Genomic DNA, 22,028 nt, shown 5'->3' with positions numbered 1-22,028 from the left:
ATCGCTGAAACCACACGTCATGCCATCGCTGTCGGCCTGCGCGTGCCCACGGGCTTGATCCAGAGCGTCGGCCCTTCGGCTGTCGGGTGGTTCGGATTGATTAGCGTTAGGACCACAGGATGGCAAAGTCGCAGGTCAACGGCCTGCGGCTTTGTTGCATTCGGGTATTGATCCGAACCATTTCCGTGCTGGAGCGCACACAGCCGCGGCATACCGTGCATAAGCTTCCGGAAGGGCTCGCGGCTGTCGTTGCTCGCCGTCGATGGCGGAAGTCGGCGGTGGCACAACCGGCGCAGAGGGATATTGGGTCCGGGTTGTGGCTTGTCCGAAGGACCGGTTGCCGGGGTAGGGCCGGTCGCGCAGGAGTCAGTAGTCGTCCCCGATTGTCCTGCCGGGCTTGCCGTTTCACGCTCACGCTGGTCGGCGAGCATGCGTGCGTAGACGACGTTCGACAGCCGCCGTTTCAGCGCCCGGATCGCTTCCATCGAGGTCTTCCCGACGGCTTTCTTGCCGTCGTAGTAGGTGCGACCGGCGCCGGGATGGCGCAGTCGGACGGTGGCCATGGTGTGTAGGACCCGGTTGATCCGGCGGTTGCTGACGTTGCTTGTATGTCTGCTCGTCGAGGCCCGGCGGTCGCCCACCTTTCTGGACCCTCCGAAGGCAGGAACCCACCACGGAGAGGTCGAGACCGGTAAACCCCGGCTCGGCCTGCAGCCACCAGCTCCGGCCAGCAATAATGATGCCATCGAAGATGGATTCGCCGCCTTCCCTCGGCGACGTGGACTTAGGGGGCCCGATGGAGATATTCCAGCCGAACTCGAGCAGGCCCGAGTCGCTCTCACGCCAGATCTACGACCGGTTGCGTGAAGGCATCATCCGCGGCACGTATCCGCAAGGGACCAGACTCGCCGAGCAGCGCCTTGCCGAGGAACTCGCGGTTTCCCGAGTGCCACTCCGTGAGGCCGTACCGCTGCTGGAAGTCGATGGCTTCGTGCGGACGCTGCCCCGGCGCGGCGCCGCCGTGTCGACCTGGACCACCCGCTCGGCGCACGAGCTGTTCGATCTTCGGCTGTGTCTCGAGGTCGGTGCCGCTCGGTTCGCCGCACGCCAGATCGCCAGTGGCGCGTCGCCCGAGCTGCTGTACGCGGCACTGGTGCATTCCCGTGAGGGCGTCGCTACCGGTGACAACTACCGGATTGCCGAAGACAGCACGCTGTTCCATGAAGTGATCGTCGAGCTCACCGGAAACGCCTTGATGCGTTCGGTCATGCGTTCGGTGTCCGGACGGATGATGTGGCTGTTCTACCTGACCTCAGAACTCGACCCCGTCGATGCGCTTACCGGGCACGAAGACCTGCTGGACGCCATCAGCTCCGGCAACGAGCGATTGGCCGAGTCGGTCGCCTACACCCACATCGAGCGCGATCGCGCCGAATCCATGTCGGTCCTGGTGGAACGGTACGGCATTCGTGACATCGGCTGACCCGACCTCGCCTACGGGGTTACCAAGGGAATTACCCTGCCGTGGTGTGCCGCGCAGATGACACACCACGGTGGTCAATTGCTCACTTCTTGATACCGAGCAGGCTGAAATTCAGCTCGTTGGCACTGAGATTCTGTGACTCCGCAACACCGGACAGCCAGTTCATCGCGACAACCCAGTCCCGGTTATAGGACAGGTTCATGAAGCAACCGTTGGCGGAGTAACGCTCGCCTGCCTGTGCGTAGAGCTTCATATCATCCGACTTGACTGCTTGGTTCAGCTCCGCGTCGACCTCGGGAACATCGCACGAGAAGTAGTTGATCCCGCCGGACTTGTCCCAGAAGACATGCCCCCACATGTAGGGGTCACCACCGTCGGGCCCGTTGTTGCCATCGACGAAGGCGTCCGGACCTTTTGCCGGGTTCTGCGGCCAGGAGAATACCGTCGCCGTGTCATAGCCCTGCGCGGTTGCCTTGATGCCGTCGGTCTGCATTTGGGCGACCAGGAGCTCGGCTATGTTCTGGGCGTCCGGATTTCCGTTCGCATAACCGATCGTCATCGCCGTCCCCGGCGGCAGCGACTTGGCGTACGCAGCCAGCACCGACGGATCGTGGGTAATGTTCTGCTTGTCCGAGCCGTCGGGGATTGTGGCATTGGCGTACAACGAGGTCGCGGCCGTGGATCTTTTGCCGAGTACCTGCTGCACGAGTTTCTGCTGGTCCACCGATTGTAGGAAGGCCATTCGTGCCTTTTGTGTGCCGAAGAAATGTCCGCTCGGATTCAGCGTCAGCAGCGATGCCTGGAGGGTCGGCAGGAAATAGTTGGTCACATGCGGATTGGACTGATAATGCGACAAGCTTGCAGACGGTAGAGCCCCGGCGACCGCGGCCACATCGCCGTTGTCCAACGCCAGTTGCAGCTGGGCGGCGTCGTTGTACACCGGCAGATCGACCGTCGTGAACGGGGATTTCGGACCCCAGTACCCGGGGTACTGGGTCAATACGTACTTCGTTCCCGCCACCGCGGAGGTCAGCTGATAGGGACCGGTACCGAGATCGTGTGTCTCGAGGTATTTCTGGGCGTTATCGGCGCCGGCGTACTTTTGCAGACCGGTAGGCGACTCCATCTTCGGGCCGTACGGCGAGGCCAGGTAGCTCAGGAACGCCGCATTGGGCTGGTCGAGGGTGACGATCGCCGTATAGTCGTCCGGCGTCTGGACGTTCGTGACTCCGCTCACCATGTATGCCGCACCGCCTTTGACGGCCGCTCGGCGCTGAAAGGACGCCTTGATCGCCGCAGCAGTGAACGGTGTGCCGTCGTGGAAGGTGACGCCGTGCCGCAAATGGAACGTATACACCGTATTGTCCGGACTGACGGTCCACGATTCGGCCAGCCTGGGCGCGATCTTCACCTGGTCCGTGTTGTTCTGGTATTGCACCAGCCCCTCGTACACGTTGAGCATGATCGCATTGCCGTTATTGGCATAATAAATGTCAGGGTCCGGCGGTTGCCCGATATCGCCCAGTAGTCCGACGGTCAGCACGCCGTTGGTGGGCGGTTGGCTACCGGCTCCGGTGCTTCCACCGGAGCACGCCGAGATGCCGAGAACACCCGCGGCTGCCATCGCAGTCAGGGCGATACCTCGACGGAGTCGCTGTGTAGTCATAAAATTCCCTTCACGTACAACAAGGCTGAAATTCGACGTCGCCCACGTCGATCACACGGTCAAACGGGGATCGGCCAGTACCTGCAACACATCGACGACGGCGTTGACGACAATGCAGATGCCGCCGAGCAGAAGCGTTACTCCGGCGATCGCCGGGAAGTCCGATTGCGGAATGCTCTGCGCCAGGTAGTAGCCGATTCCTGGCCAGGTGAACATGTCCTCGACGACGATGACGCCGGCGAACATGAAACCTAATTGCAGGCCCGACATCGACAGCGCGGCGTTTATAGAATTTCGCATGATATGGCGGCAGAGAACGGCTAATTCGCGAAGACCCTTGGCCCGCGCGGTCCGCACATAGTCGGAGCCGTATGCCGCCTCCAGGCTGGAACGGAGAATGCGGCCGATACTCAGGGCCGGTACTACCGCCAGCGCGATTCCGGGCAGCAGCAGGTGTTGGAATCCCTGGGCGAACTCGCCGGTATTTCCGTGCAGCAGGCTGTCGATCAGCACGAACCCGGTGGGCGAGCTGCTGTCGACCCCGCGCCCGGTTTCCGGCAGCCAGTGCAGCCGACCGTAGAACAACACGATCCCGCCCAATCCGAGCAAGAACGCCGGCGCCGCCGCGCCCAGCAACAACACACTGCGGTAAACGCTCATCCCCGGCCAGCCCCGGACCGCCGACAGGGCGAACACCACAGCGAGGACCAGAGCCAGGATGAAGGAGAACAACACCAGTTCGGCAGTCGCAGGGAAAAACTGCGCCAGGTCGGTGACTACCGCCCGATGCGTTCGCAACGAAATTCCCAGGTCACCTCGCAGTGCATGCCACACGTAGTGGACATACTGCTGCGGCCACGGCCGGTCCAGTCCGAGATCGTGCCGGGCCGCGGCGACGACGGCCGGTGAGGCGTTGTCGCCCACGTACGCGCGAGCGGGGTCGCCCGGTGCGATCTGCTGCAACAGGAATACGAGGACGCTCAGGGCCAAGAGCAACACGACGGCCGCGGACGAACGCCGGACAACGAAACGGATCATCGGTCACCTGCCAAAAGGTTGCGTAATGCCTCGCCGCCGAGATTGGCGATCACGCTGAGCACCATGACCGCCACGGCGGGCACGACGGGAATCCACCACTGGTCCAGCACCAAGTGCAGATTTCGCTGCGCATCGGCGCCCAGCTCCGGCGCCGGCGCGGACTGGCCAAGCCCGAGAAACGACAGCCCGGCGAGCAGTACCACCACATTGCCGATGTCCAGGCTCGCGGTCACGATTGCCGTCGGAACAACGCCGGGCAGAATATGCCTGCCCACCAAGCGAATTCGGCCGACACCGGCGAGGCGTGCGGATTCCACGTGTGGCCGGGACGACAGCGACCGGACCTCGGCTCGAATGATGCGCGCATAGTAGGGCCACCAGACCACCGACACGCCGACCAGGGTGTGGATCAATCCCGGACCGAGCGCCGCGGTGACCGCGATGGCCACGAGTGGGCCGGGTAGCGCGAGGAACAGATCGGTGAGCCGCATCAACACCCCGTCGAGCCAGCCGCCGAACGCGCCCGCGGTGACCCCGACCATGCTGCCGATGACCAGCCCGATCACCACGATCGCCAGAGCGGAGAACCAGCTCGCTCGCATCCCGTACAAGGTGCGGCTGAGCAGATCGCGCCCCAGGTCGTCGGTGCCGAGCAGATGATGCGGGGACAGCGGCGGCAGGTTCAGATCGGCGACCGGCTGGATCGGATTGTCACTGGCCAGCACCGGCGCCAGGACGGCAACCACAGTAACGACTGCAACCAGGCCGATCATCGACCAACCACCCAGCCGGCGCCACGGCCGCACACCTGCCCCGAGGGCGGAAGCGCCCCGGCGCGACCGGACGGGTGCGAGGCTGATCATCGCGGCACCTCCACGCCGGACCGGTCTCCCGACGGGCCGTCGATGCGCGGGACCGCGTCGAGCAGCGCCTGGGTCCGTGCATGCGACGGTGCGGTGACGATCACCTCGGCGGTGCCGGTCTCGACGAGCCGGCCGTCGGCCATCACCGCGATCCGGTCTCCCATGAGGCGGGCGACCGCGAGATCGTGCGTGACGAAGACAACCGTCATCGACATCTCCCGCCGCATGTCGCGGATCAGGTTGAGCACGGTCGCGGCTAAGGAGGCGTCCAGCGCGCTGGTCGGCTCATCGCAGAGCAGGATGGTCGGCGGCACGATGACCGCGCGCGCCAGTGCCACCCGCTGGCGCTGGCCACCGGATAGTTCCGCCGGGCGGGCGGACTGCACTGCCGGTGGGAGTCCCAGCATGGCGATCACCCGCTCGGTTCGGGACGTGGACTCGGCCTGGCGCAAACCGAGCGGGCGCAGCCGCTCGCGCAGCAGCTCACCGACCGTCATCCACGGGGTGAGCGACGAAGCGGAGTCCTGGAACACCATCTGCACCGAGCTGTGGACCGATACCGTGCCCCGGGTCGCGGTCGTCAGCCCGGCGAGCACTCGCAGCAGTGTCGACTTTCCCGAGCCGCTCTCGCCGACGATCGACAACGCCTCGCCGGCCCGGACCTCGAGATCGACACCCCGCAGCGCCTGGTGGGTGTGGCGCGCGCCCGACCCGGATTTGGTGCGGAACTCGCAGACCAACCCCCGGACGTCGATCACGGTGTCGACCCGGTCGGCAACAGCGACCGGCGGTAGTCCGGCCCTGGCGGCCACACCCGGGGCCGGGACGACTACGTCATGCACGTCCGCGATCGGCCGCCAGCATGAGCGCACATGGCCGGCCACTCCGACCTGCTCCCACGGCGGCTGCTCCACGGTGCATCGTTCGACTCGCAGCGGGCAACGAGTGTGGTACGCGCAGCCGGTCGGCTGATCGGTCGCCTCGGTATCGCTGGGCAGCGCGGTCAGTGTCTGGTGACGCGGGGTTGTCATGGTCAGCCGGGAGCCGAGCAGGCCGGCGGTGTAGGGGTGTGACGGCTGCCGCAGCAGTTCGGCTGTCGGACCGACTTCGGCAAGTCGGCCTCGGTAGAGCACTGCGATGCGATCGGTGATCTGGGCAGCCACGGCGAGGTCGTGCGTGATGAACAGGATGGCGCAGCCGAATTGGTCCCGCAGGTCGCGCAGCAGCGCGAGCAGTTGCGCCTGCACAGTGACATCGAGTGCCGTGGTCGGCTCGTCGGCCACGATGAACCGAGGACGGCCGCCCAGTGCGATCGCCGCCATCACGCGCTGCCGCAGCCCGCCGGACAGTTCGTGCGGGAACACCCGCATCCGCCGGGCGGGCTCGGGGACCCCGACCGCGGTGAGCAGCGAGATCGCCTCGGCGCCGTCGCCGGTCACTTCACAGATCTGTTTGCCGATTCGCATCGTCGGGTTCAGCGATGTCATCGGGTCCTGAAAGATCATGCCCACCCGGTTGCGCCGCATCTCGCGCAGCTGCGCAGCGGATGCGTGCGGTATGTCCACTCCGGCCACCGTCACCTCTCCGCTGATCACGGGGCGTGAGGCAGACGGCAGCAACCCGAGCATCGTGAGCGCCAGCACGCTCTTGCCGCTGCCGGATTCCCCGACCAGACCCACGATTTCCCCGGGGCCGATGTCGAGATCGACCCCGCGTAGGACCGGCGTGCGAGCACCCCGTCGCCACAATGACACTGCCAGCCCGCGCATCGAGACGACCGCCGACGCAGCGGTATCACTGGGCCCGGGTGCTGCTGTCGTCTCGCCGATCGCTGTGGTGGAATCAGATGTGAGCACCGCTGGTCTCCTCGCCAGTAACGTGATCGGGTGGCACCATCGCCGCGTATGCGCGGTAGATGTGCCGGGGCTGGGTGAACCACACCTCGTCGCCCCGTGCGGCCAGATGGGCGAGCGCTCGCCCCAGCTGCCGCAATCGGAACGGGACGCCCGAAATGAACGAATGCACGACAATGCTCATGACCAACGGCTGGTCTTCGGAGGCAACAAGCAGTTCCTCGAACTCATCCACGATCATGTCGGCGAATTCCGCCGCCGACGCCTGCCGGGCGACAATGCTGCTGCTGTCGTTCAGTTCCAATCCGTAGGGAATCGCTAGCAGCGGGCCCGATGCCGAGTTCAGCCATATCGGCTGATCGTCGGCACGCAGGTCCAACAGGTATCGATAGCCGGTAGCTGCCAGCAGGTCGACGGTCCGGGAGCTGTGCGTCAGCCACGGGCTCGACCAGCCGCCGGGTCGAACTCCCTCCTCGGCGTGAATTCTGCCGGCGACCGCGGCAAGGTATTCTCGCTCAGCCGTCTCGTCCAACTCGGCGAGCGAGTCAGAATTCGTGACACCGTGGCCGACAATTTCGCCACCGGCCACCCGCACCGCATCGGTAACCGCTGGCGCGGTGTCGTACACCATCGTGTTGAGCAGGACCGTCGGCGGCAGCTCCAGATCGGTGAGCCGGTCGAGCAGCCGAAACGCACCGACCCGATTGCCGTAATCGCGCCACGACCGGTTGACCCGGTCCGGGTGCGGAACTCCCTGAATCAGGTCCTCGACATGGCCGTCACCGAAACGGTAGTCCTCGATACCCACCGCGATGTAAACGGCGAGTTTCCGGCCATTCGGCCACCGCCCGCGCGGGCCCTGACCGATCGAGGCATACCGGTACACATCGTGACTCACAGTGAATCTCCCACCCATCGGTTCATCCCGACATCGGTTGCGGCCGCACGCTTTACCATCTGCTCGTAGGCGGGCCGGAACCGACCGGCGTCGGCCTGCGCGGACGCCAGCACGGCCTTTTTCGCGGCATACAGCTCGCGGGCCTCATCCAGCAGGTTCTTCTCGTCGACAGTGACCACGCGACCGTCCTCGACCACGATGCGGCCGTTGACCATGGTCAGCCGGACGCTGTCTCCGGTTTCGCAATAGACGAGTTGCCCGCGGACGTCGTTCAGCGGTGTGAAAGCAGGGGCGTGCAGATCGAGCAGCACCAGGTCGGCCAGCATCCCCTCGGCGACGATACCGAGGTCGGCCTCGCGACCCATGGCTCGTGCACCGCCCGACCAGAGGCATTCCAGTACCTCGGCAGCCGATGGCCATTCCTCGCACCGGCGGCCGTTGATGTTGTGCACCAGGCCCGTCATGCGCACGACGCTCCACATGTCGACAGCGTCATTGCAGATCGCCTCGTCGACTCCGAGCCCGATCGGAATGCCCCGGCCGCGGATTGCGCGAAACGGCATGATCCCACTACCGAGCCGCAAGTTGCTGACCGGATTGTGCACGACCGTCGCGCCGGCCTCGGCAATCAGGTCGAGATCGGCATCGTCCACCCACACCGCGTGGATCACGTTCGTTCGTGCACTGAGCAATCCGAGGTCGGCGGTGTACCGCACCAGCGACCGGTCCGCGAACCGTGGCTGCTCGGCGGCGAGCACCCGTTGCGTCTTGGTTTCGAGCATGTGCGCGAACAATGGCACGCCGTACCGTTCGCTCAACTCGGCCAGCGCCGCGAAGTATTCGGGACTGACACGCTGCGGCGCGGAGATCGAGACTGCACCGGACAATCGGCCGTCGGCTGCGCCGTGCCAGGTGTCGAACAGGTGGGCATAGCAGTCCAGCAGATCGGCGCGAGTCATCGGGGCGGGTCTGGCCAGCAGGGATGCCAATTCCGCGTCGGCGATCTTCGTCAGGAACGGCAGCTTGTCGGCCTCGGGCAGCTCTGGCTGATCGAGCGCTACGACTGCCCGAATGCCTGCGTCGGCGTAGGCCGACAGCACTGCGTCGATGATCTCCGGCTCGGGGTAGGGCATCAGGAATGCGTCGTCCTGCACCGTCGTGGTGCCGCCACGCAGCATTTCCAGCGCGGCGAGCATCGTGCGCAGATATGCCTCGCGGGGCGTGGGGCGTAACGCTTCGTCGGCAGGCGACTCGTAGAGCATGAACAACTCCAACGGCAGACTCGGCAGGGCGCCCTTGAGATGGTTGGCCGGCGAGTGGAAGTGCGCGTTGATCAGGCCCGGTACCAAGAGGTGGTGGCCGTGGCCGGCGACGACTCGGGTTCCCGGCGGGGTGGGCACTGCGACGCCTATCGCGGCGATCCGCTGGCCGTCGACGAGCACATCGATCGGCCCGGTGACACCATCGGGTGCGCTGGCGTCGTACACCAGCACATCGGTGAACAACACTGCGGGAGAATCCGTCACACGGGGGGTCATGCGGTCGGCCCCTCATGCTTGGGCGCGGCATAGGTGCAGATCCGCGATGTTGTCAGGTCCTGCGCCAGCAGCCCCTCGACCATCGTCACCGCCGCCGCGACCCCATCGATAACTGGGACACCGAGCCGCGCGCGCAGTGGCGCGACCAGGTCGGCCAATCCGGCGCAGCCCAGGACGATCGCCTCGGCGTCGTCCTGGTCGATGGCGCGTTCCGCCTCGGCGGCAATGGATTCGAGCTCGTGCAACGAGCCCTCAGCTATCGCGGAGACCGGCACATCGATTGCCCGTATCGTGCAGCGGTGGGTCAGCCCGATCTCCCGCAGCACCCGGTCGGACATCTGCCGTGTGCGCCGAGGCAGCGTAACTATGGCGAATCTGGCAGCCACGAGCGCGGCCGTGCACAACGCCGCCTCGGTCATACCGACAACCGGTCCATGAGCGAGTTCGCGGGCCGCGGATAACCCGGTATCACCGAAGCAGGCGATCACGTAGCCGTCCACGCCGTTTCGTTCACCGATCCGGATCTGCTCGACGACGCCCAGTGCGCCCCATACTTCGTCGACACGGCTTTCGATCGACTCGACGCCTCGTACGGGGTTGGCGCCGACCAGCGTCGTCCCGTGCGCCGCCGCAGACTGCGCGGCAGTGACGACAGCACCGGTCATGATCTGCGTGGTGTTGGGATTGATCACCATGATGGTGCGAGTCATCCGCGATACTTCCTGGGTCATAGCACTGGGCGCGCGATCATCACGGCCGGTGAGTTTGGAGAGTGGAGCAACATCAACCCAAACGGTATACAGTTCGTGTTTCCGTGAGATGACAAAAAGTTGATTTCCCATGAAGTTGGCGTCGCTTGCTGGCGAGAATGGCGAAACAGTATGCAATATGGGTCGTGGCCGTCGGGCGACCACATCGCCAGCCGGTAGTGCGCGCCGAACCGGTTGGTTGCCTGGAATACCTCGCTGGGGACCGGCGACGTCGCGTAGTTTCACCCCGTCGAACACGAGGATGCCGATGCGCCGCTCGGCCTCCGACTCACGTCTGCTCACCCTCGGAATCTGTGGGATTCCCGGGCGGACCACGGGATACGCGGCCGGCATGGTGCGGGCGGTTGCGATCACTCACCACCAAATTAGTATCAATCCGCCCCGATGGCGTTTGTGCGGGCTGTGGTGGCGTCTATGGCGGCGGTGCCGTGGCCGGTGGGGGGCTGGGGGATACGGAAGACCGGGACGATGGTGTCGGGTCCGGCGATCTTGATTTCGGCGATCAAGGTTTCGATGAGCGCTTTGCGGGTTTGATCACTGCCGGTGGTGATGAGTGTGGTGATGTGATCGGCGATGTCGGTCAGGGTGGCGGGGTCGGGGAGCTGGTCCGCTACATCACCGCGAAATAGCCGCGCGAATTCGCTAGCCGCACTGCGGAATTCGGAGAATCGCAGTCACCGAACCAAGCGCTTGCTACGCTCACTCGATGATCCCCACGATTGTTTGGGGCACCGGCAATGTTGGCCGCGCGGCCATCCGTGCCGTCGACGCGCACCCGGCCCTGGAACTCACGGGCGTGGTCGTCCACAACCCGGATAAGGTCGGCCGTGATGCGGGTCGGCTCGCGGGACTCGACTACGACCTCGACGTCCCGGCGAGCGCCGATATCGATGCGGCCCTGGCGGGCGGCCCTCGGGCCGTGGTGTATGCGGCTTCGGGCGATATCCGTCCCGATGACGCGCTCGCCGACATCGTCCGGGCCATCGAGGCCGGCGCGGTCGTCGTCACCCCGGCGCTGTACGCGCTCTATGATCCACGCAGCGCCCCACCCGAAGTACGTGATCCGGTGCTGGCAGCCGTCGCGCGAGGCGGTGGGTCGTTGTTCGTCTCCGGTGTCGATCCCGGCTGGGGCAATGACGTGCTCCCGCTGCTGATGAGCGGACTCGGCAGCACCGTCGATGTGATCCGCTGCCAGGAGATCTTCGACTACACCACCTACGACCAGCCCGATTCGGTGCGCTTTCTGGTCGGTATGGGCCAGCCGATGGGCTACCTGCCGCCGATGGTGGCGCCCGGCGTCCCGACCATGGTGTGGGGCGGGCAGATTCGATTGATGGCGCGGACGCTGGGCGTCGAACTCGAGGAGATCCGTGAAACCCTGGACCGGCGCGCGCTCGACGCCACGGTGACTACCGAACGGATGGGGGAGTTCGCCGCGGGTACGCAGGGCGCGCTGCGCTTCGAGGTGCAGGGGATCGTCGCGGGCGAGGCATGCATCGTCATCGAGCACGTCACCCGGATCCACCCGTCCTGCGCGCCGGACTGGCCGACGGCACCGGACGGCGAGGGCGCGCATCGCGTGCTCATCGAGGGCCGCCCGCGCATCGAAATCACCATCGAGGCCACCGACGAGGACGGAAACCGTTCCGCAGGCGGCAATGCCACCGCGGTCGGCCGACTGGTGAACGCCATCGACTGGCTCGTCGACGCCGAACCCGGACTCTATGACGCGCTCGAAGTCCCACTGCGCCCCGCAGTCGGCAAGCTCGGAAGGAAACACCCATGATCATCGACATACCCGAGGGCAAGGATCCGATCGGTTACGTATGGGGCGAGATGGTGCCCGGCATCGGCCTCGCCGCCTCGAACTTCTCGCTGTCGGTGTATTCGCATTCCACCCTCGGACTGCGCGAATTCGAGGCGGCGCGATTGAAGATCGCCCAGGTCAACGGCTGCGTCTTCTGCCTGGACTGGCGCACCGAACGCGACGGCCAGAAGGTGGAGCCGGAGTTCGCGGACGCGGTCACCAACTGGCAGACCACCGAACTGTTCGACGAACGAACCCGGCTGGCCGCTGAATACGCCGAGCGCTACGCCACCGATCACCACAATCTCGATGACGAGTTCTGGGATCGGATGTGGGCGCACTACAGTCAGACCGAAATCGTCGAATTGAGCATGAGCATCGGGTCGTGGTTGGCCTTCGGGCGGCTGAATCACGTGCTCGGGGTGGATTCGGTATGTGTACTGCCCGGACATTCGTCATAGGCGAATGACTGACGCCGAGCATCGTGCGATCGAATGCCTCGATGACTGCGAGTCCGCAACCGGCCCCTCGGCGTGGCGCATGCGAGCGATCGAATTCCGCAGGTGCGCGAACGCATCCATGACATGGCCGAGGATGCGACCGAGGAAGGCACCGACCGGCGAACAGTCGCTGCGCGAATCTGCCAGCGGCGCTGACTATTTCAGTCCACTGGCGACCAGTAGATGCCGTCCGGGCGGTTAATATTCAGATGTTCAGGCCACGGACAGGAGACCGATGTCCTGTTCGCAGTCCAGGCAGGTCACGACTCCCTGAGCTTCCGGTATCGGCTTGCCAACTCCGCGCCTCGGTGCGTTCCTGCGGGCAAACCTTAACCTGTTCCTTGATCCACTCGCCGAGTTCTCAATGCCGAAGGTGCTGGGGCACATAGCCGTCACCACCTGCCTGGCTCGAATCCACTGCGTCGGACCATTGTTCGCCAATGCATCTGTCAACATCGCTCCAATGTTGACCCGCTCCGATCGGAGTGCTCAGGGATCAGCAGCGGCCCTGGCACCACTGGCTATTCCCCGGCCGCCGGGCCGGCCGGCCGATGCACCCGGAAACACTGTCCGCCACCTCGGCGTCCCCAACGTCGCAGCCCGCATGGCAGCGCTCCGCCAACGCGTCGTCTGGGCCAGTCAGGCCGTACATGCTCGAGCCCGCGCACTGGCTATAGCCGGAACAAGTGAGCGCTCATGCCGAATAGCGTATGACGTGGTGCGGGTCAGCAATCGCTGTCACCTTGTTTCGGCGCAACGGCTGCCGGTGTTTTCGGACGTTCTTATCGAGCGGGCGCTTCGGCGAGCGACAGACTGTTCCCGTCCGGGTCCAGGACTTCGACGTGGCGTACGCCGTTGCCGTAGGTCTCCACCGATTCGTGGTGGATGTCGTGCGTGGCAAGGCGGACCAGAATATCGTCGAGATCGGTCACCCCGAGCGTGACCATCGCCCCACCCACTCGCTCGGCCCGCACGTCTCGATCGTCCACCACGACCCATGCGTTCTCACCGACTTGCCACAGGTGTTCCTCGCCGATGACCTCGTCCGCCGGGCGCCCGAAGAACACCCTGTACCACTGCAATGCCTTGGTCCGATCGGCAACGCACATGATGCTGTACAAATCCATTCCGGCCACTCCCGTCGGTCGTTTCGAGGGTTGGACGACATCCGCGATCGAAACTCATCGAGCTGAGAAAGCAAGCTACGATGTCCGCGCATGCCGCTGATCGGGCGTTGTACCAGAACCACGCATCACTAGACGATTATGGTGCGTCCTGCTGTGCCCCAGTCGCGATTCCGCGTCGGCGCGGTTGCTCCTGGCATTTGTGGAATTGGCTACCTCGTTGGATCGCGCAGCGATCCATGCCGTCGTGCTACGGCGCATGACCCCCATATGGCAGCGCATATACCTGACGGTCTCGCTGATCGGCGTAATCACCACTGCGCACGTCAGCAGCCTCGTCCACATCGCCCGCGCAGATCGCTGCCCACCGAAAACTTTAGGCTGAGCACTAGATCGCACCCCTCGAATATCCTCTAATCTGCTGTAATCCGGCGGCGTCGACGTGCCCAGGCAACCGCGATATCAGCCGAAATCGCCAGATCACCGTGGACCCGTTTTCGTGTCCATACTGTCCCTGCCACCCGGCGGACGAACCTGCGACAGCAGCCGTCTACGCCCGCGGTCGTCCTTGCGCATCCCTCGTGGGTATCCCGCGCTCGCGGAACTTGTTCACACCAACGCCGTTCCGCTGTACTTCATCTCGCCGACCCCGTTCAACCTACTAGGCATCGACCGCTGGGTACTGAACTTCTTCTACCTGACGTACTTTGACTCTTTCGAGGGCGCACATCCGCGCGTGTTCGTGCCCCGGCGGCGCGACCGCAGGGATTTCGGGTGCATTGAGGACGTGTGCAACCACCTCCTTTACGATCCCGAGACACTCGAGTTCATCGCACACCGAGGGCCCGATGGCAAGGCATGCTTTGTGATGCTTGACGAGGAGACCCAGGCCCTCGCGCACAAGGCGGGGCTCGAGGTCATGCACCCGTCGGCGGCGCTGCGCCATCGCCTGGGCTCCAAGATCGTCATGACGCGCCTAGCCGAGGAGGCGGGCGTGCCGAGCGTGCCTAACGTGATCGGACGGGTCGGCTCCTACGACGAACTGCTGGCGCTCGCACAGGGCGCTGGGCTGGGAGATGACCTGGCCGCTTATGGCGACTCCGGCACGGAGACGTTCTTTCTGCGCGGCCAGCGCGACTGGGACCATTGGGCCGGTGACCTGGTCGAGCAGGAAGTCAAGGTCATGAAGCGCATCCGCAATGTCGAGGTGTGCCTCGAGGGCGCCGTGACCCGCCACGGCACCGTGGTCGGCACCGCGATGACGAGTCTCGTCGGTTATCCAGAGCTGACTCCGTACATGGGCGGCTGGTGCGGCAATGATATCTGGCGCGGGGTGCTGCCGCCCGGACAGACGCACACCGTGCGAGAGATGGTGCGAAAGCTCGGCGACGTCCTGCGCCGCGAGGGGTACTGCGGCTACTTCGAGGTGGACCTCTTGCACGACCTGGACTCGGACGAGTTCTACCTCGGCGAGGTGAACCCGCGCGTGAGCGGCGTAAGCACGATGACGAACTTGACCACCGAGGCCCACGCCGACATGCCGCTGTTCCTCTTCCACCTGCTCGAGTACATGGACGTGGAGTACGAGCTCGACGTCGAGGAGATCAACTCGCGCTGGGAGCGGGGCTATGGCGAGGACGAGGTCTGGGGTCAGCTGATGATCACAGAGACCTCGCCGGATCTCGAGCTGTTGACAGCGACCCCACGCACAGGTGTGTGGCACCTTGACGACGACGGGCGCATCTCCTTTGCGCGCTGGGGCAACGACTGGGACTCGCTGATCGACGAGTCCGAGGCCTTCTACATGCGTGTCGCGGCGCCGGGCGACTTACGCTGCAAGGGCGCCCAACTCGGCGTGCTCGTCACAAACCGTACCTGGTCGTAGTCAGCCGCTGTGGTGACAAGCGCGTTTGCGACGCCTCGCCGGCCTGGGCGGCTACGCGCATAGTGCTGCGCCGGAACAGGCTCCGAATCGCCCCGGGGAGCGCCCGGAAGCCATGAACCGCCGCCGCAACCGTGACCCGGCCGGATTGCGCAATTGTCAAATCCCGTGGATCAGAATCTTTTCAGGTCGCGTCAAAAAAGGATTGAAAACAACATATCGCGATGGCTACCGAAGTTGTCCATGTTCAATCCCCCTTGAATGGGCAAGGCTGCCAGCGAGGACCGGGCGGTAGCCGCCGCCATATCGGGTAAGTGGTCGGCGGATAAGCGTCCCCGTCCAGGTTTGCGATACCGTAAGCTATGACAAATCCTTCGGTTCTGGTGCTCGGGGCTACAGGAGGACAAGGCGGGGCTGTTGTCGATGCATTGCTGTCGCGTGGGGCGGCGGTGCGAGCTATGGTGCGTGATACCCGAAGTCCGCGCGCACAACGGCTCGGCGAGCGGGGTGTGGAGCTGGTGGGTGGATCGCTGGACGATCGGGCCGCGCTGGCGAGGGCGATGGCGAACGTCGCGGGCGTGTTCGCTGTGACCACGCCGTTCGAAGCGGGTGTGGATGCGGAGGTCCGGCAGGGACGGGCGATCATCGGCGCGGCCGGTGATGCGGGGGTGGCGCATCTGGTGTTCAGTTCGGTGGCCTCGGCGGATCAGAACACCACGATTCCGCATTTCGAGAGCAAGGCGGTGATCGAGCAGGAGCTCACCGCCAGCGGACTCCCGGCGACCGTTGTCGCACCGACGTACTTCTTCGACAATGCTCTCGGCGGCCGGCAAGAACTGCTCGAAGGTGTGCTGGAGCTGCCCTTGCCCGCCGATCGACCGCTACAGCAGTTGGCGCGAGAAGATTTGGGGCAGTTCGTCGCTCACGTTCTGGCCGAGCCGCAGAAGTATCTCGGCGAACGCATCGAGCTGGCCGGCGATGCCCCCACCCCAGCCGAGATGGCCGCCGCGATCGGCGATGCATTGGGGCGCCCCGTCATCCATCGGCAGACTCCACTCGACGCTATCGGCAACGCAGATATGCACGCCATGTGGACATTCCTCAACGGCAGTGGTTATCGCGTCGACATCGATACTCTGCATCGCACGAACCCCGAGATCGAGTGGACGTCGTTTCGTGACTGGACGCGACGAACCTTCACCCGCTGACGCCGGAACGTTCCTGCGACCCGAGAACTATGTCGGCGGGGGATAATGACGATTGACGCCGGATATCCCGTCCCGCATGCGGACGCCTTGTCCCTCAACCATAAAGCCGCGGGACGAGGTCTGAGTCCGGCGTCGCCGAGGTGGCGCTCGGCGCGGTAGGTCATGCGCCGACCGCGGCTTGGCCGGATCGACACTCCCCGCGGGCACGGTGGCATTCCCGCCGGGGTCGGGGACCTACGGCACCGCCGTCCGTTCTCTTGTGGCGATGTTGCTGGCGAGGGGTCCAGTGAGGAGAAAAGTCGCGTTAGCGATCTCTGACCAGTGCGGATTCGACAGTGCCGCAGGGTGATCAGCTGAACGACTGCGGCCGTTTGTCATATTGGACTGTGTGCCAACAACTTTGGATGCGTGCCCCAAATCGCGAAAAGTCTCGCTAACGAGTTACTGTTGGTGCCATCCCATATTTGACGTGCTCGTATGCCCCTGATGTTCAGGGATATGCGGGTGTCCGGCGGGTCCGGATGGCGGCGTAGTTGGCCCAGTCGGTCGCGAGGAGCGATGCGCGTTCGGCGGCGAATTTCGGGTTGCAACCGACGAGGACCGGTGCGGGGATCTCGCGCAGCAACTCGTTGAAGGCCGCGATCCGGCCGGTGCCGGTGATGCCCAGGCGGCGGAGACGTTCCCGGAGCCGAGTAGTGGTGATCGGACGGTTCGGCCGCTGCCCCGGGAGCAACCAGGGCGATGCGGGGTTGGCGGCGGTGCCCATGTTGCGGCGCTGGCTGATCAGTTCGGTGATGAGGCCGCCCAAGGGCTCGGGCATCGGCAGCTCTTCCGCGGCGATTCGCAGGAAGACCTGATCGTCGTGGGTGGTCACGTCGTCCAGCCGGATTTGTGTGATGCGGGTGGCGGGCTGGGCGTAGAGCAGGACCAGCAGGCCCGCGACGCGATCGATCGGTGGCAGGGTTTCGTCGGTGAACAGTTGCCGGACCAGGGCGATCCGCTCAGGTTGTGGTTGCGCGTCCGGCGTGACCGTTCTCGGCGGGTTCGGAATGTGCAGCTTCGGGCAGAGCCTTCGCCGGATCGCGAAGGTCATGAAGATGCGGGCCAGCAGGCGTGTTTTCGGACCGGAAGCGAACCAGTCGTCGATGTCGTGCTGTGTGCATTCGGCCAGTGTCTGTCCTTGCGACCGCAGCCATCCGAGGAAATCCTGTGCTGCCTTTGCTTGATTTCGGGCAGTGCTCCAGGCGGAGGGACGTAGGTTGCCGTTGTCGAGTTGCCGCAGGATCCGGTGGCGGTGGTGCCATTTGATGTAGGTGGCCAGCGCCTGGCGGTCCTCGGTCGCGTCGATCCGGCCAAGCAGGTCGGTGGTCCATTCGTCGAACTTCAGCAACTCTGGATTGCGTGGGGGCAGAAGGCCGGTCGCCATCAGGAGCTCTCGCAGATAGGTGACGCTGCTGGAGCGAGGAAGAGCCGAGAACGCCTCATGAGTCAGTGGCAGGTCGCCTGTCGCGAGGGCCCGTAGCCGGTCACCGACTCCCGGGTAGCGGAGCCATTTTTCGGTGCTGGCCGGGTTCTTCGACTCTCGCGGCCTCCCGGCATTCCATTCTCCTTACTGCCGACTTGCAGGAAACGGGATCACCGCGCTTCGAGGAAGTGCTGCACGTCTTCGAACGCCGCGTTCGAGAACGACGGTGAGGAGCAGTCCGTGGTGAACCGCTCCCGCACCGGGTCTGCGTTTGAAAGTGCGGCGCTACGGCTACAGTCCGAAGCGCATGACGCCTCCGGCGGCGGTCGCCGTCGGAGCCACCGGCACGAACACGTTTCCGGTGTTCGAGTCGACCGCGACGGAGTGCGCGTCGCTGACGGTGGGAAGGTTGGCGATCCAGGTATTCGTCCCGGCGTCGATGATGCCGAGAACCGGAGTGAACTTTGCGCCCTTCACGCCGGTCTGCGACGTGCCGTTCGCCGTCCAATTGCGCGATGCGGTGTAGTACCGGTTGAGCTTGGAGTCGTAGGCAACCTCATCCGACCCGCCGACCGAGGTAATCGTCTTGACGATCGAACCGTTGGTCGCGCTCACGATCAGGGTGATCTGCGGACTCCCCGCCGCCGCGTCGCAGCCCACGACCAGGTTCTCATTCGGCCCGAGAGCCATGCCCGTAGGGCCGCAGGCCCCCTCGGTGTAGGTCGCGCTGACCGTCGGCGTCCCAGCGACGACGCTGGCCGCCGAGATCACGTCGAGCTCACCGTGCGGGTTCGCCTGCGTGCCGTCGTTGTTGATGAAGAAGTTCTTCGTCCCGGGGTCGTACACACACTGCTCGAGACCTTTCGAGTCAGCGAAGGCATGTGTCGCTTTGACGGTATTGGTCGTCGTCGAGATCCAGGTCGTGTTCGGCGGTGAGTCTGCCGGGTTCGCGAACATCATCAGCTTGTCTGCCGGGTCGTAGCAGCCCTCGTCGGTGCGAAACCCGGCGCTCCCCGTCGTGATCGGCGCGGAGGTCGTCCCCGCGACCGGGTCGACTACCTTCACCGCGTTGATGTCGCCGACGTAGACGCCGCCCGGGGTGGACACGACACCGTCCGGCCCGGAAAGGTCGCTCGTCGCCTTCGCGCCCGTGAAGCCGGAAACTTGGTGCAGTGCAAACGAGGTCGTGTCGATGATGTCGAGCGCCGAGTTCGTGCGGTCGGCGAGGTAGTACTGGTGCGTTGCCGGGTCGACAGTGCCGATGTCGTAGGAAAACTTGCCGCCCGCCGGGAGATTCGGCAGCGGGATCATCTGCTTGAAGTGCACGTTGGGTGCCGCAACGCTGGGAACGGACGAGTGGGAATTGCTACAGGCGGCTGCTGACCCAAGCAGCAAGCAAGCAACGATTGGAAACCATCGACTGTGCATGTCGATTAACCTTTTTCGTGCAGACACGCGCGCCGAATGGGCCGTCACCATCGACACGTCGTGCCCACACCGTACCCGCACGCTGCCAGCGAAACAACAGATCCGCAAACCTGAACTATGTTGCGCTGGATGGCAGTAGCGCCACCCGACACGGTTGATCACGACGAGTGACTACCACCCCGCGACCGACCGCGCCACCGTCAGGACTTCAGTCCGCTGCCGCCGGCGACGTGGGGCATCACCACCACCGGCGCACCGGTGTTCGTCGGGCTGACACCTGGGTCGGGCGAATCGACCGACGCCTGGGCCGATTTCCTCGCCGACCTGACCGGCCGGGGCCTGGCGTGCCGCTGCTGATCGTCTCCGACGGCGCGAAGGGCCTGATCGCCGCGGTCGAGCAGATCTTCCCGGCCGCACTGCGTCAGCGGTGCCTGATTCATCGGCTTCGCAATGTCGTCGCGAAGATCCCGGCTGGGATGCAGGCCGAGATCCGCGACGGTTACTGGGCTTGTTTCGACACCGAGAACCTGAGCATCGAGCCCGGCCCGAAATTGGTCGAACTGATCGACACCCGCCTGTGCAAATTCGAAAAACGTTATGCCCGAGCCTATCCCACAGCGATGAAGATCCTGGCCACCGATCGGGAAGGGCTGACCTCCTACTTGCGGTTCCCCGCCGAGCACCACAACCGGGTCCGCCATTCCAACTTCATCGAGCGAACGTTCGGTGAAACACGCAGGCGCGCCAAGGTTATCGGCCGATTCCCCGGCGAGACCAGCTGCATCAGCATCGTGTGGGCCGTACTCGACCGCGCCTCACGCGGCTGGCGCGGGTTTGCCATGACCCCCGCCGGCCTGCGGCTGCTGCAGGACCTGCGCCGCAGCCTGCTCGAACCACCCCGCCAACTCCGGGCCCACCGATCGCCGACCGGCCCGGCCGAAACCGTCAGCGCCACCGCGTAACATCACACCGAAGCCGGACCCACGCTCACCGATTTGCACCGGACTTCGGACGGTCACCGACCAGAGATAATGACAAGGCAGGCACGGCAGCGGCTTCCAGCAACGATCTCGAGTGGTATCAACGATCATCACTGGCAGCCGTGCCGTGCCTGCGCCACAACACGCCGGAACCCCAGCTCACACAATCATTTCACGACTTCGCTGAGGTCCTGGGGGTTCAGCTTGGCTGCGTCGACGAGCGTGAGCTCCCTTGTCTCGGGCGCAAACCGCACGCATATTAGGGCACCCAGCAGTGTCAGAATGCCGCCGCTGAGCACGGTGATGCCGATGCCGTACCTGTTTTGCACGATCGGCACGAGAAACGTGCCGACAGTCGTGAAGGTGTTGACGAGCGCGAAGGACAGGCCGATGGCTGTGCCGCGGATCTCGGTGGGGAACATCTCCACCGGATACACCGCTTGCAGAATCTGCGTACCTCCGAGGAACACTGCATACATCGCGAACAGTGCAAGGGCGACCGAACCCGGGGAATTCGGGAAGATTCCCAGCAGCAGCAAGGGGATTCCCGAGAATGCGAAGCTACTGATAATCATGCGCCGCCGACTCATCCTGTTGACGAGGAGGACGGCGACTACCGTGCCGATGAGGAAAAGAACCGTCATGATCGCCGAGCCGATAACATCCATTCCTTTACCCAGGTGCAATGCACCAAGAATGGCCGGACCGAATCCGTAGATGGCGAACAGCGGGACCACCGAGCACGTCCACCAGACGAAGGTGAAGATCACTCGGCCCATATACCCCGAGCGAACCAAGGTGCGTAAGCTGGCCGTTCCATCTTCATCCTGGGGTAGTTCAGAGAGGGTGACACCGGCACCGAACACCTTGTGCATCACCGCCGTTGCCTCCTCGACGCGCCCCTTACTCACCAGCCAGCGCGGGGATTCCGGGGTGCCACGCCGGAGCACCAGGAACGCAATGCCGGGCACGGCGGCGCTGAGCACCATCCAGCGCCAGGCGCTGTCGCCAACGCTGTCAAGCATGATCGCACCGACGATGTAGGCGATCGCTGCGCCGACGAACCACATGACGCAGAAGAAGCCCAGCATGCGTCCACGGTGTTTGCGTGGAATAAATTCGCCGACAAGCGATTGTGCGACGGGCCAGTCGGCTCCGACAGCCACACCGATGAGCAGGCGCGCGATGATCAGCGCCACGAAGTTCGTAGCCCAAAACGACGCAATGGAACACACGATCGTCAGTCCGAGCACCAACGAGTACAGCGTTTGGCGTCCGAACTTGTCGGCCAGAAAACCACCGAAGTAGGCACCGGGCAGACCGCCGACCAGAGCCGATCCCACGACCAAACCCTGCTGCAGGGGGGACAAATTCAGCTGCGGCGCGATCTGAACCATCGCCGCGCCCGTTATCGACAGGATGTAGCCCTGCATGAAGGCGCCGCCGGACGCATACGCGGAAAGCCGTTTATGGAAAGACGATAGTGGTGCATCATCGAGAGAAGTCGTCACGGGTTATTGTCCTT

Annotated in this window: 18 protein-coding genes and 1 pseudogene; 7 read left to right on the top strand and 12 right to left on the bottom strand. The window is 64.5% G+C overall.

Going from position 1 to position 22,028, the window contains the following annotated elements:
• Window positions 1-17: 17 nt before the first annotated feature.
• On the bottom strand, window positions 18-563 hold the full coding sequence (locus ABH933_RS22735; RefSeq protein ID WP_429419946.1) for a hypothetical protein: 546 nt from the start codon (window positions 561-563) through the stop codon (window positions 18-20).
• 233 nt (window positions 564-796) lie between these two features.
• Between ABH933_RS22735 and ABH933_RS22730 the strand changes: the two genes are divergently transcribed.
• Window positions 797-1,483 (top strand): GntR family transcriptional regulator, encoded by a 687-nt coding sequence (locus ABH933_RS22730; RefSeq protein WP_429419948.1) that lies wholly within the window; start codon window positions 797-799, stop codon window positions 1,481-1,483.
• A gap of 82 nt (window positions 1,484-1,565) precedes the next feature.
• Here ABH933_RS22730 and ABH933_RS22725 read toward each other — a convergent pair whose 3' ends face one another.
• The 7 genes from ABH933_RS22725 to ABH933_RS22695 all read right to left on the bottom strand — a co-directional run bounded on the left by ABH933_RS22725 (window position 1,566) and on the right by ABH933_RS22695 (window position 10,049).
• Window positions 1,566-3,026 carry an ABC transporter substrate-binding protein gene (locus ABH933_RS22725; protein ID WP_429419950.1) on the bottom strand — a complete coding sequence of 487 codons (1,461 nt, stop codon included), beginning with the start codon at window positions 3,024-3,026 and terminating at the stop codon, window positions 1,566-1,568.
• Window positions 3,027-3,200: 174 nt separating this feature from the next.
• A complete protein-coding gene (locus tag ABH933_RS22720; RefSeq protein WP_429419952.1) occupies window positions 3,201-4,187 on the bottom strand; it encodes an ABC transporter permease in 987 nt (328 codons plus the stop codon).
• On the bottom strand, window positions 4,184-5,050 hold the full coding sequence (locus ABH933_RS22715) for an ABC transporter permease (RefSeq protein WP_429419954.1): 867 nt from the start codon (window positions 5,048-5,050) through the stop codon (window positions 4,184-4,186). The genes ABH933_RS22720 and ABH933_RS22715 overlap by 4 nt, the downstream gene beginning before the upstream one ends.
• Entirely contained in the window at window positions 5,047-6,906 is a 1,860-nt protein-coding gene (locus ABH933_RS22710; RefSeq protein ID WP_429419956.1) for an oligopeptide/dipeptide ABC transporter ATP-binding protein, read from the bottom strand. Before ABH933_RS22710 ends, ABH933_RS22715 begins: the two co-directional genes overlap by 4 nt.
• Window positions 6,893-7,801, bottom strand: coding sequence for a polysaccharide deacetylase family protein (locus tag ABH933_RS22705; RefSeq protein ID WP_429419958.1), 909 nt, complete (start codon window positions 7,799-7,801; stop codon window positions 6,893-6,895). The genes ABH933_RS22710 and ABH933_RS22705 overlap by 14 nt, the downstream gene beginning before the upstream one ends.
• Window positions 7,798-9,339, bottom strand: coding sequence for an amidohydrolase family protein (locus tag ABH933_RS22700; protein ID WP_429419960.1), 1,542 nt, complete (start codon window positions 9,337-9,339; stop codon window positions 7,798-7,800). Before ABH933_RS22700 ends, ABH933_RS22705 begins: the two co-directional genes overlap by 4 nt.
• Window positions 9,336-10,049, bottom strand: a complete 714-nt coding sequence (locus tag ABH933_RS22695; RefSeq protein WP_429419962.1) for an aspartate/glutamate racemase family protein — start codon at window positions 10,047-10,049, stop codon at window positions 9,336-9,338. Before ABH933_RS22695 ends, ABH933_RS22700 begins: the two co-directional genes overlap by 4 nt.
• A gap of 404 nt (window positions 10,050-10,453) precedes the next feature.
• Between ABH933_RS22695 and ABH933_RS22690 the strand changes: the two genes are divergently transcribed.
• The 3 genes from ABH933_RS22690 (at window position 10,454) to ABH933_RS22680 (ending at window position 12,377) form a co-directional block, all read left to right on the top strand.
• Window positions 10,454-10,738, top strand: coding sequence for a hypothetical protein (locus tag ABH933_RS22690; RefSeq protein ID WP_429419964.1), 285 nt, complete (start codon window positions 10,454-10,456; stop codon window positions 10,736-10,738).
• Window positions 10,739-10,815: 77 nt separating this feature from the next.
• Window positions 10,816-11,895 (top strand): NAD(P)H-dependent amine dehydrogenase family protein, encoded by a 1,080-nt coding sequence (locus tag ABH933_RS22685; RefSeq protein WP_429419966.1) that lies wholly within the window; start codon window positions 10,816-10,818, stop codon window positions 11,893-11,895.
• Entirely contained in the window at window positions 11,892-12,377 is a 486-nt protein-coding gene (locus tag ABH933_RS22680) for a carboxymuconolactone decarboxylase family protein (protein WP_429419969.1), read from the top strand. Before ABH933_RS22685 ends, ABH933_RS22680 begins: the two co-directional genes overlap by 4 nt.
• 821 nt (window positions 12,378-13,198) lie before the next feature.
• On the opposite strand, the gene ABH933_RS22675 is transcribed toward ABH933_RS22680, so the two are convergent.
• Window positions 13,199-13,543 (bottom strand): VOC family protein, encoded by a 345-nt coding sequence (locus ABH933_RS22675; RefSeq protein ID WP_429419971.1) that lies wholly within the window; start codon window positions 13,541-13,543, stop codon window positions 13,199-13,201.
• Between the two features lie 439 nt (window positions 13,544-13,982).
• Here ABH933_RS22675 and ABH933_RS22670 point away from each other — a divergent pair, with 439 nt between their 5' ends.
• Together ABH933_RS22670 and ABH933_RS22665 are read left to right on the top strand one after the other, a co-directional pair.
• On the top strand, window positions 13,983-15,425 hold the full coding sequence (locus tag ABH933_RS22670; protein WP_429455081.1) for a biotin carboxylase: 1,443 nt from the start codon (window positions 13,983-13,985) through the stop codon (window positions 15,423-15,425).
• A gap of 359 nt (window positions 15,426-15,784) precedes the next feature.
• A complete protein-coding gene (locus ABH933_RS22665; protein WP_429419976.1) occupies window positions 15,785-16,630 on the top strand; it encodes an NmrA/HSCARG family protein in 846 nt (281 codons plus the stop codon).
• Between the two features lie 490 nt (window positions 16,631-17,120).
• On the opposite strand, the gene ABH933_RS22660 is transcribed toward ABH933_RS22665, so the two are convergent.
• Entirely contained in the window at window positions 17,121-18,056 is a 936-nt protein-coding gene (locus ABH933_RS22660; protein ID WP_429419978.1) for a hypothetical protein, read from the bottom strand.
• Window positions 18,057-18,386: 330 nt separating this feature from the next.
• Window positions 18,387-19,580 carry a YncE family protein gene (locus tag ABH933_RS22655; RefSeq protein ID WP_429419980.1) on the bottom strand — a complete coding sequence of 398 codons (1,194 nt, stop codon included), beginning with the start codon at window positions 19,578-19,580 and terminating at the stop codon, window positions 18,387-18,389.
• A 168-nt stretch (window positions 19,581-19,748) separates the two neighbouring features.
• On the opposite strand from ABH933_RS22655, the pseudogene ABH933_RS22650 reads away from it, so the two are divergent.
• Window positions 19,749-20,485, top strand: a pseudogene (locus tag ABH933_RS22650) (transposase); the annotation flags it as partial.
• Between the two features lie 185 nt (window positions 20,486-20,670).
• On the opposite strand, the gene ABH933_RS22645 reads toward ABH933_RS22650, so the two are convergent.
• Entirely contained in the window at window positions 20,671-22,014 is a 1,344-nt protein-coding gene (locus ABH933_RS22645; RefSeq protein WP_429419982.1) for an MFS transporter, read from the bottom strand.
• Between the last annotated feature and the right edge of the window lie 14 nt (window positions 22,015-22,028).

Origin of the sequence: Nocardia sp. GP40, from assembly GCF_050434125.1 — a bacterium.
Classification (GTDB): Bacteria; Actinomycetota; Actinomycetes; order Mycobacteriales; family Mycobacteriaceae; genus Nocardia; species Nocardia albiluteola.
The sequence above is the reverse complement of the archived record's forward strand: the minus strand, read 5'-3'. Positions and strand labels throughout refer to the sequence as shown.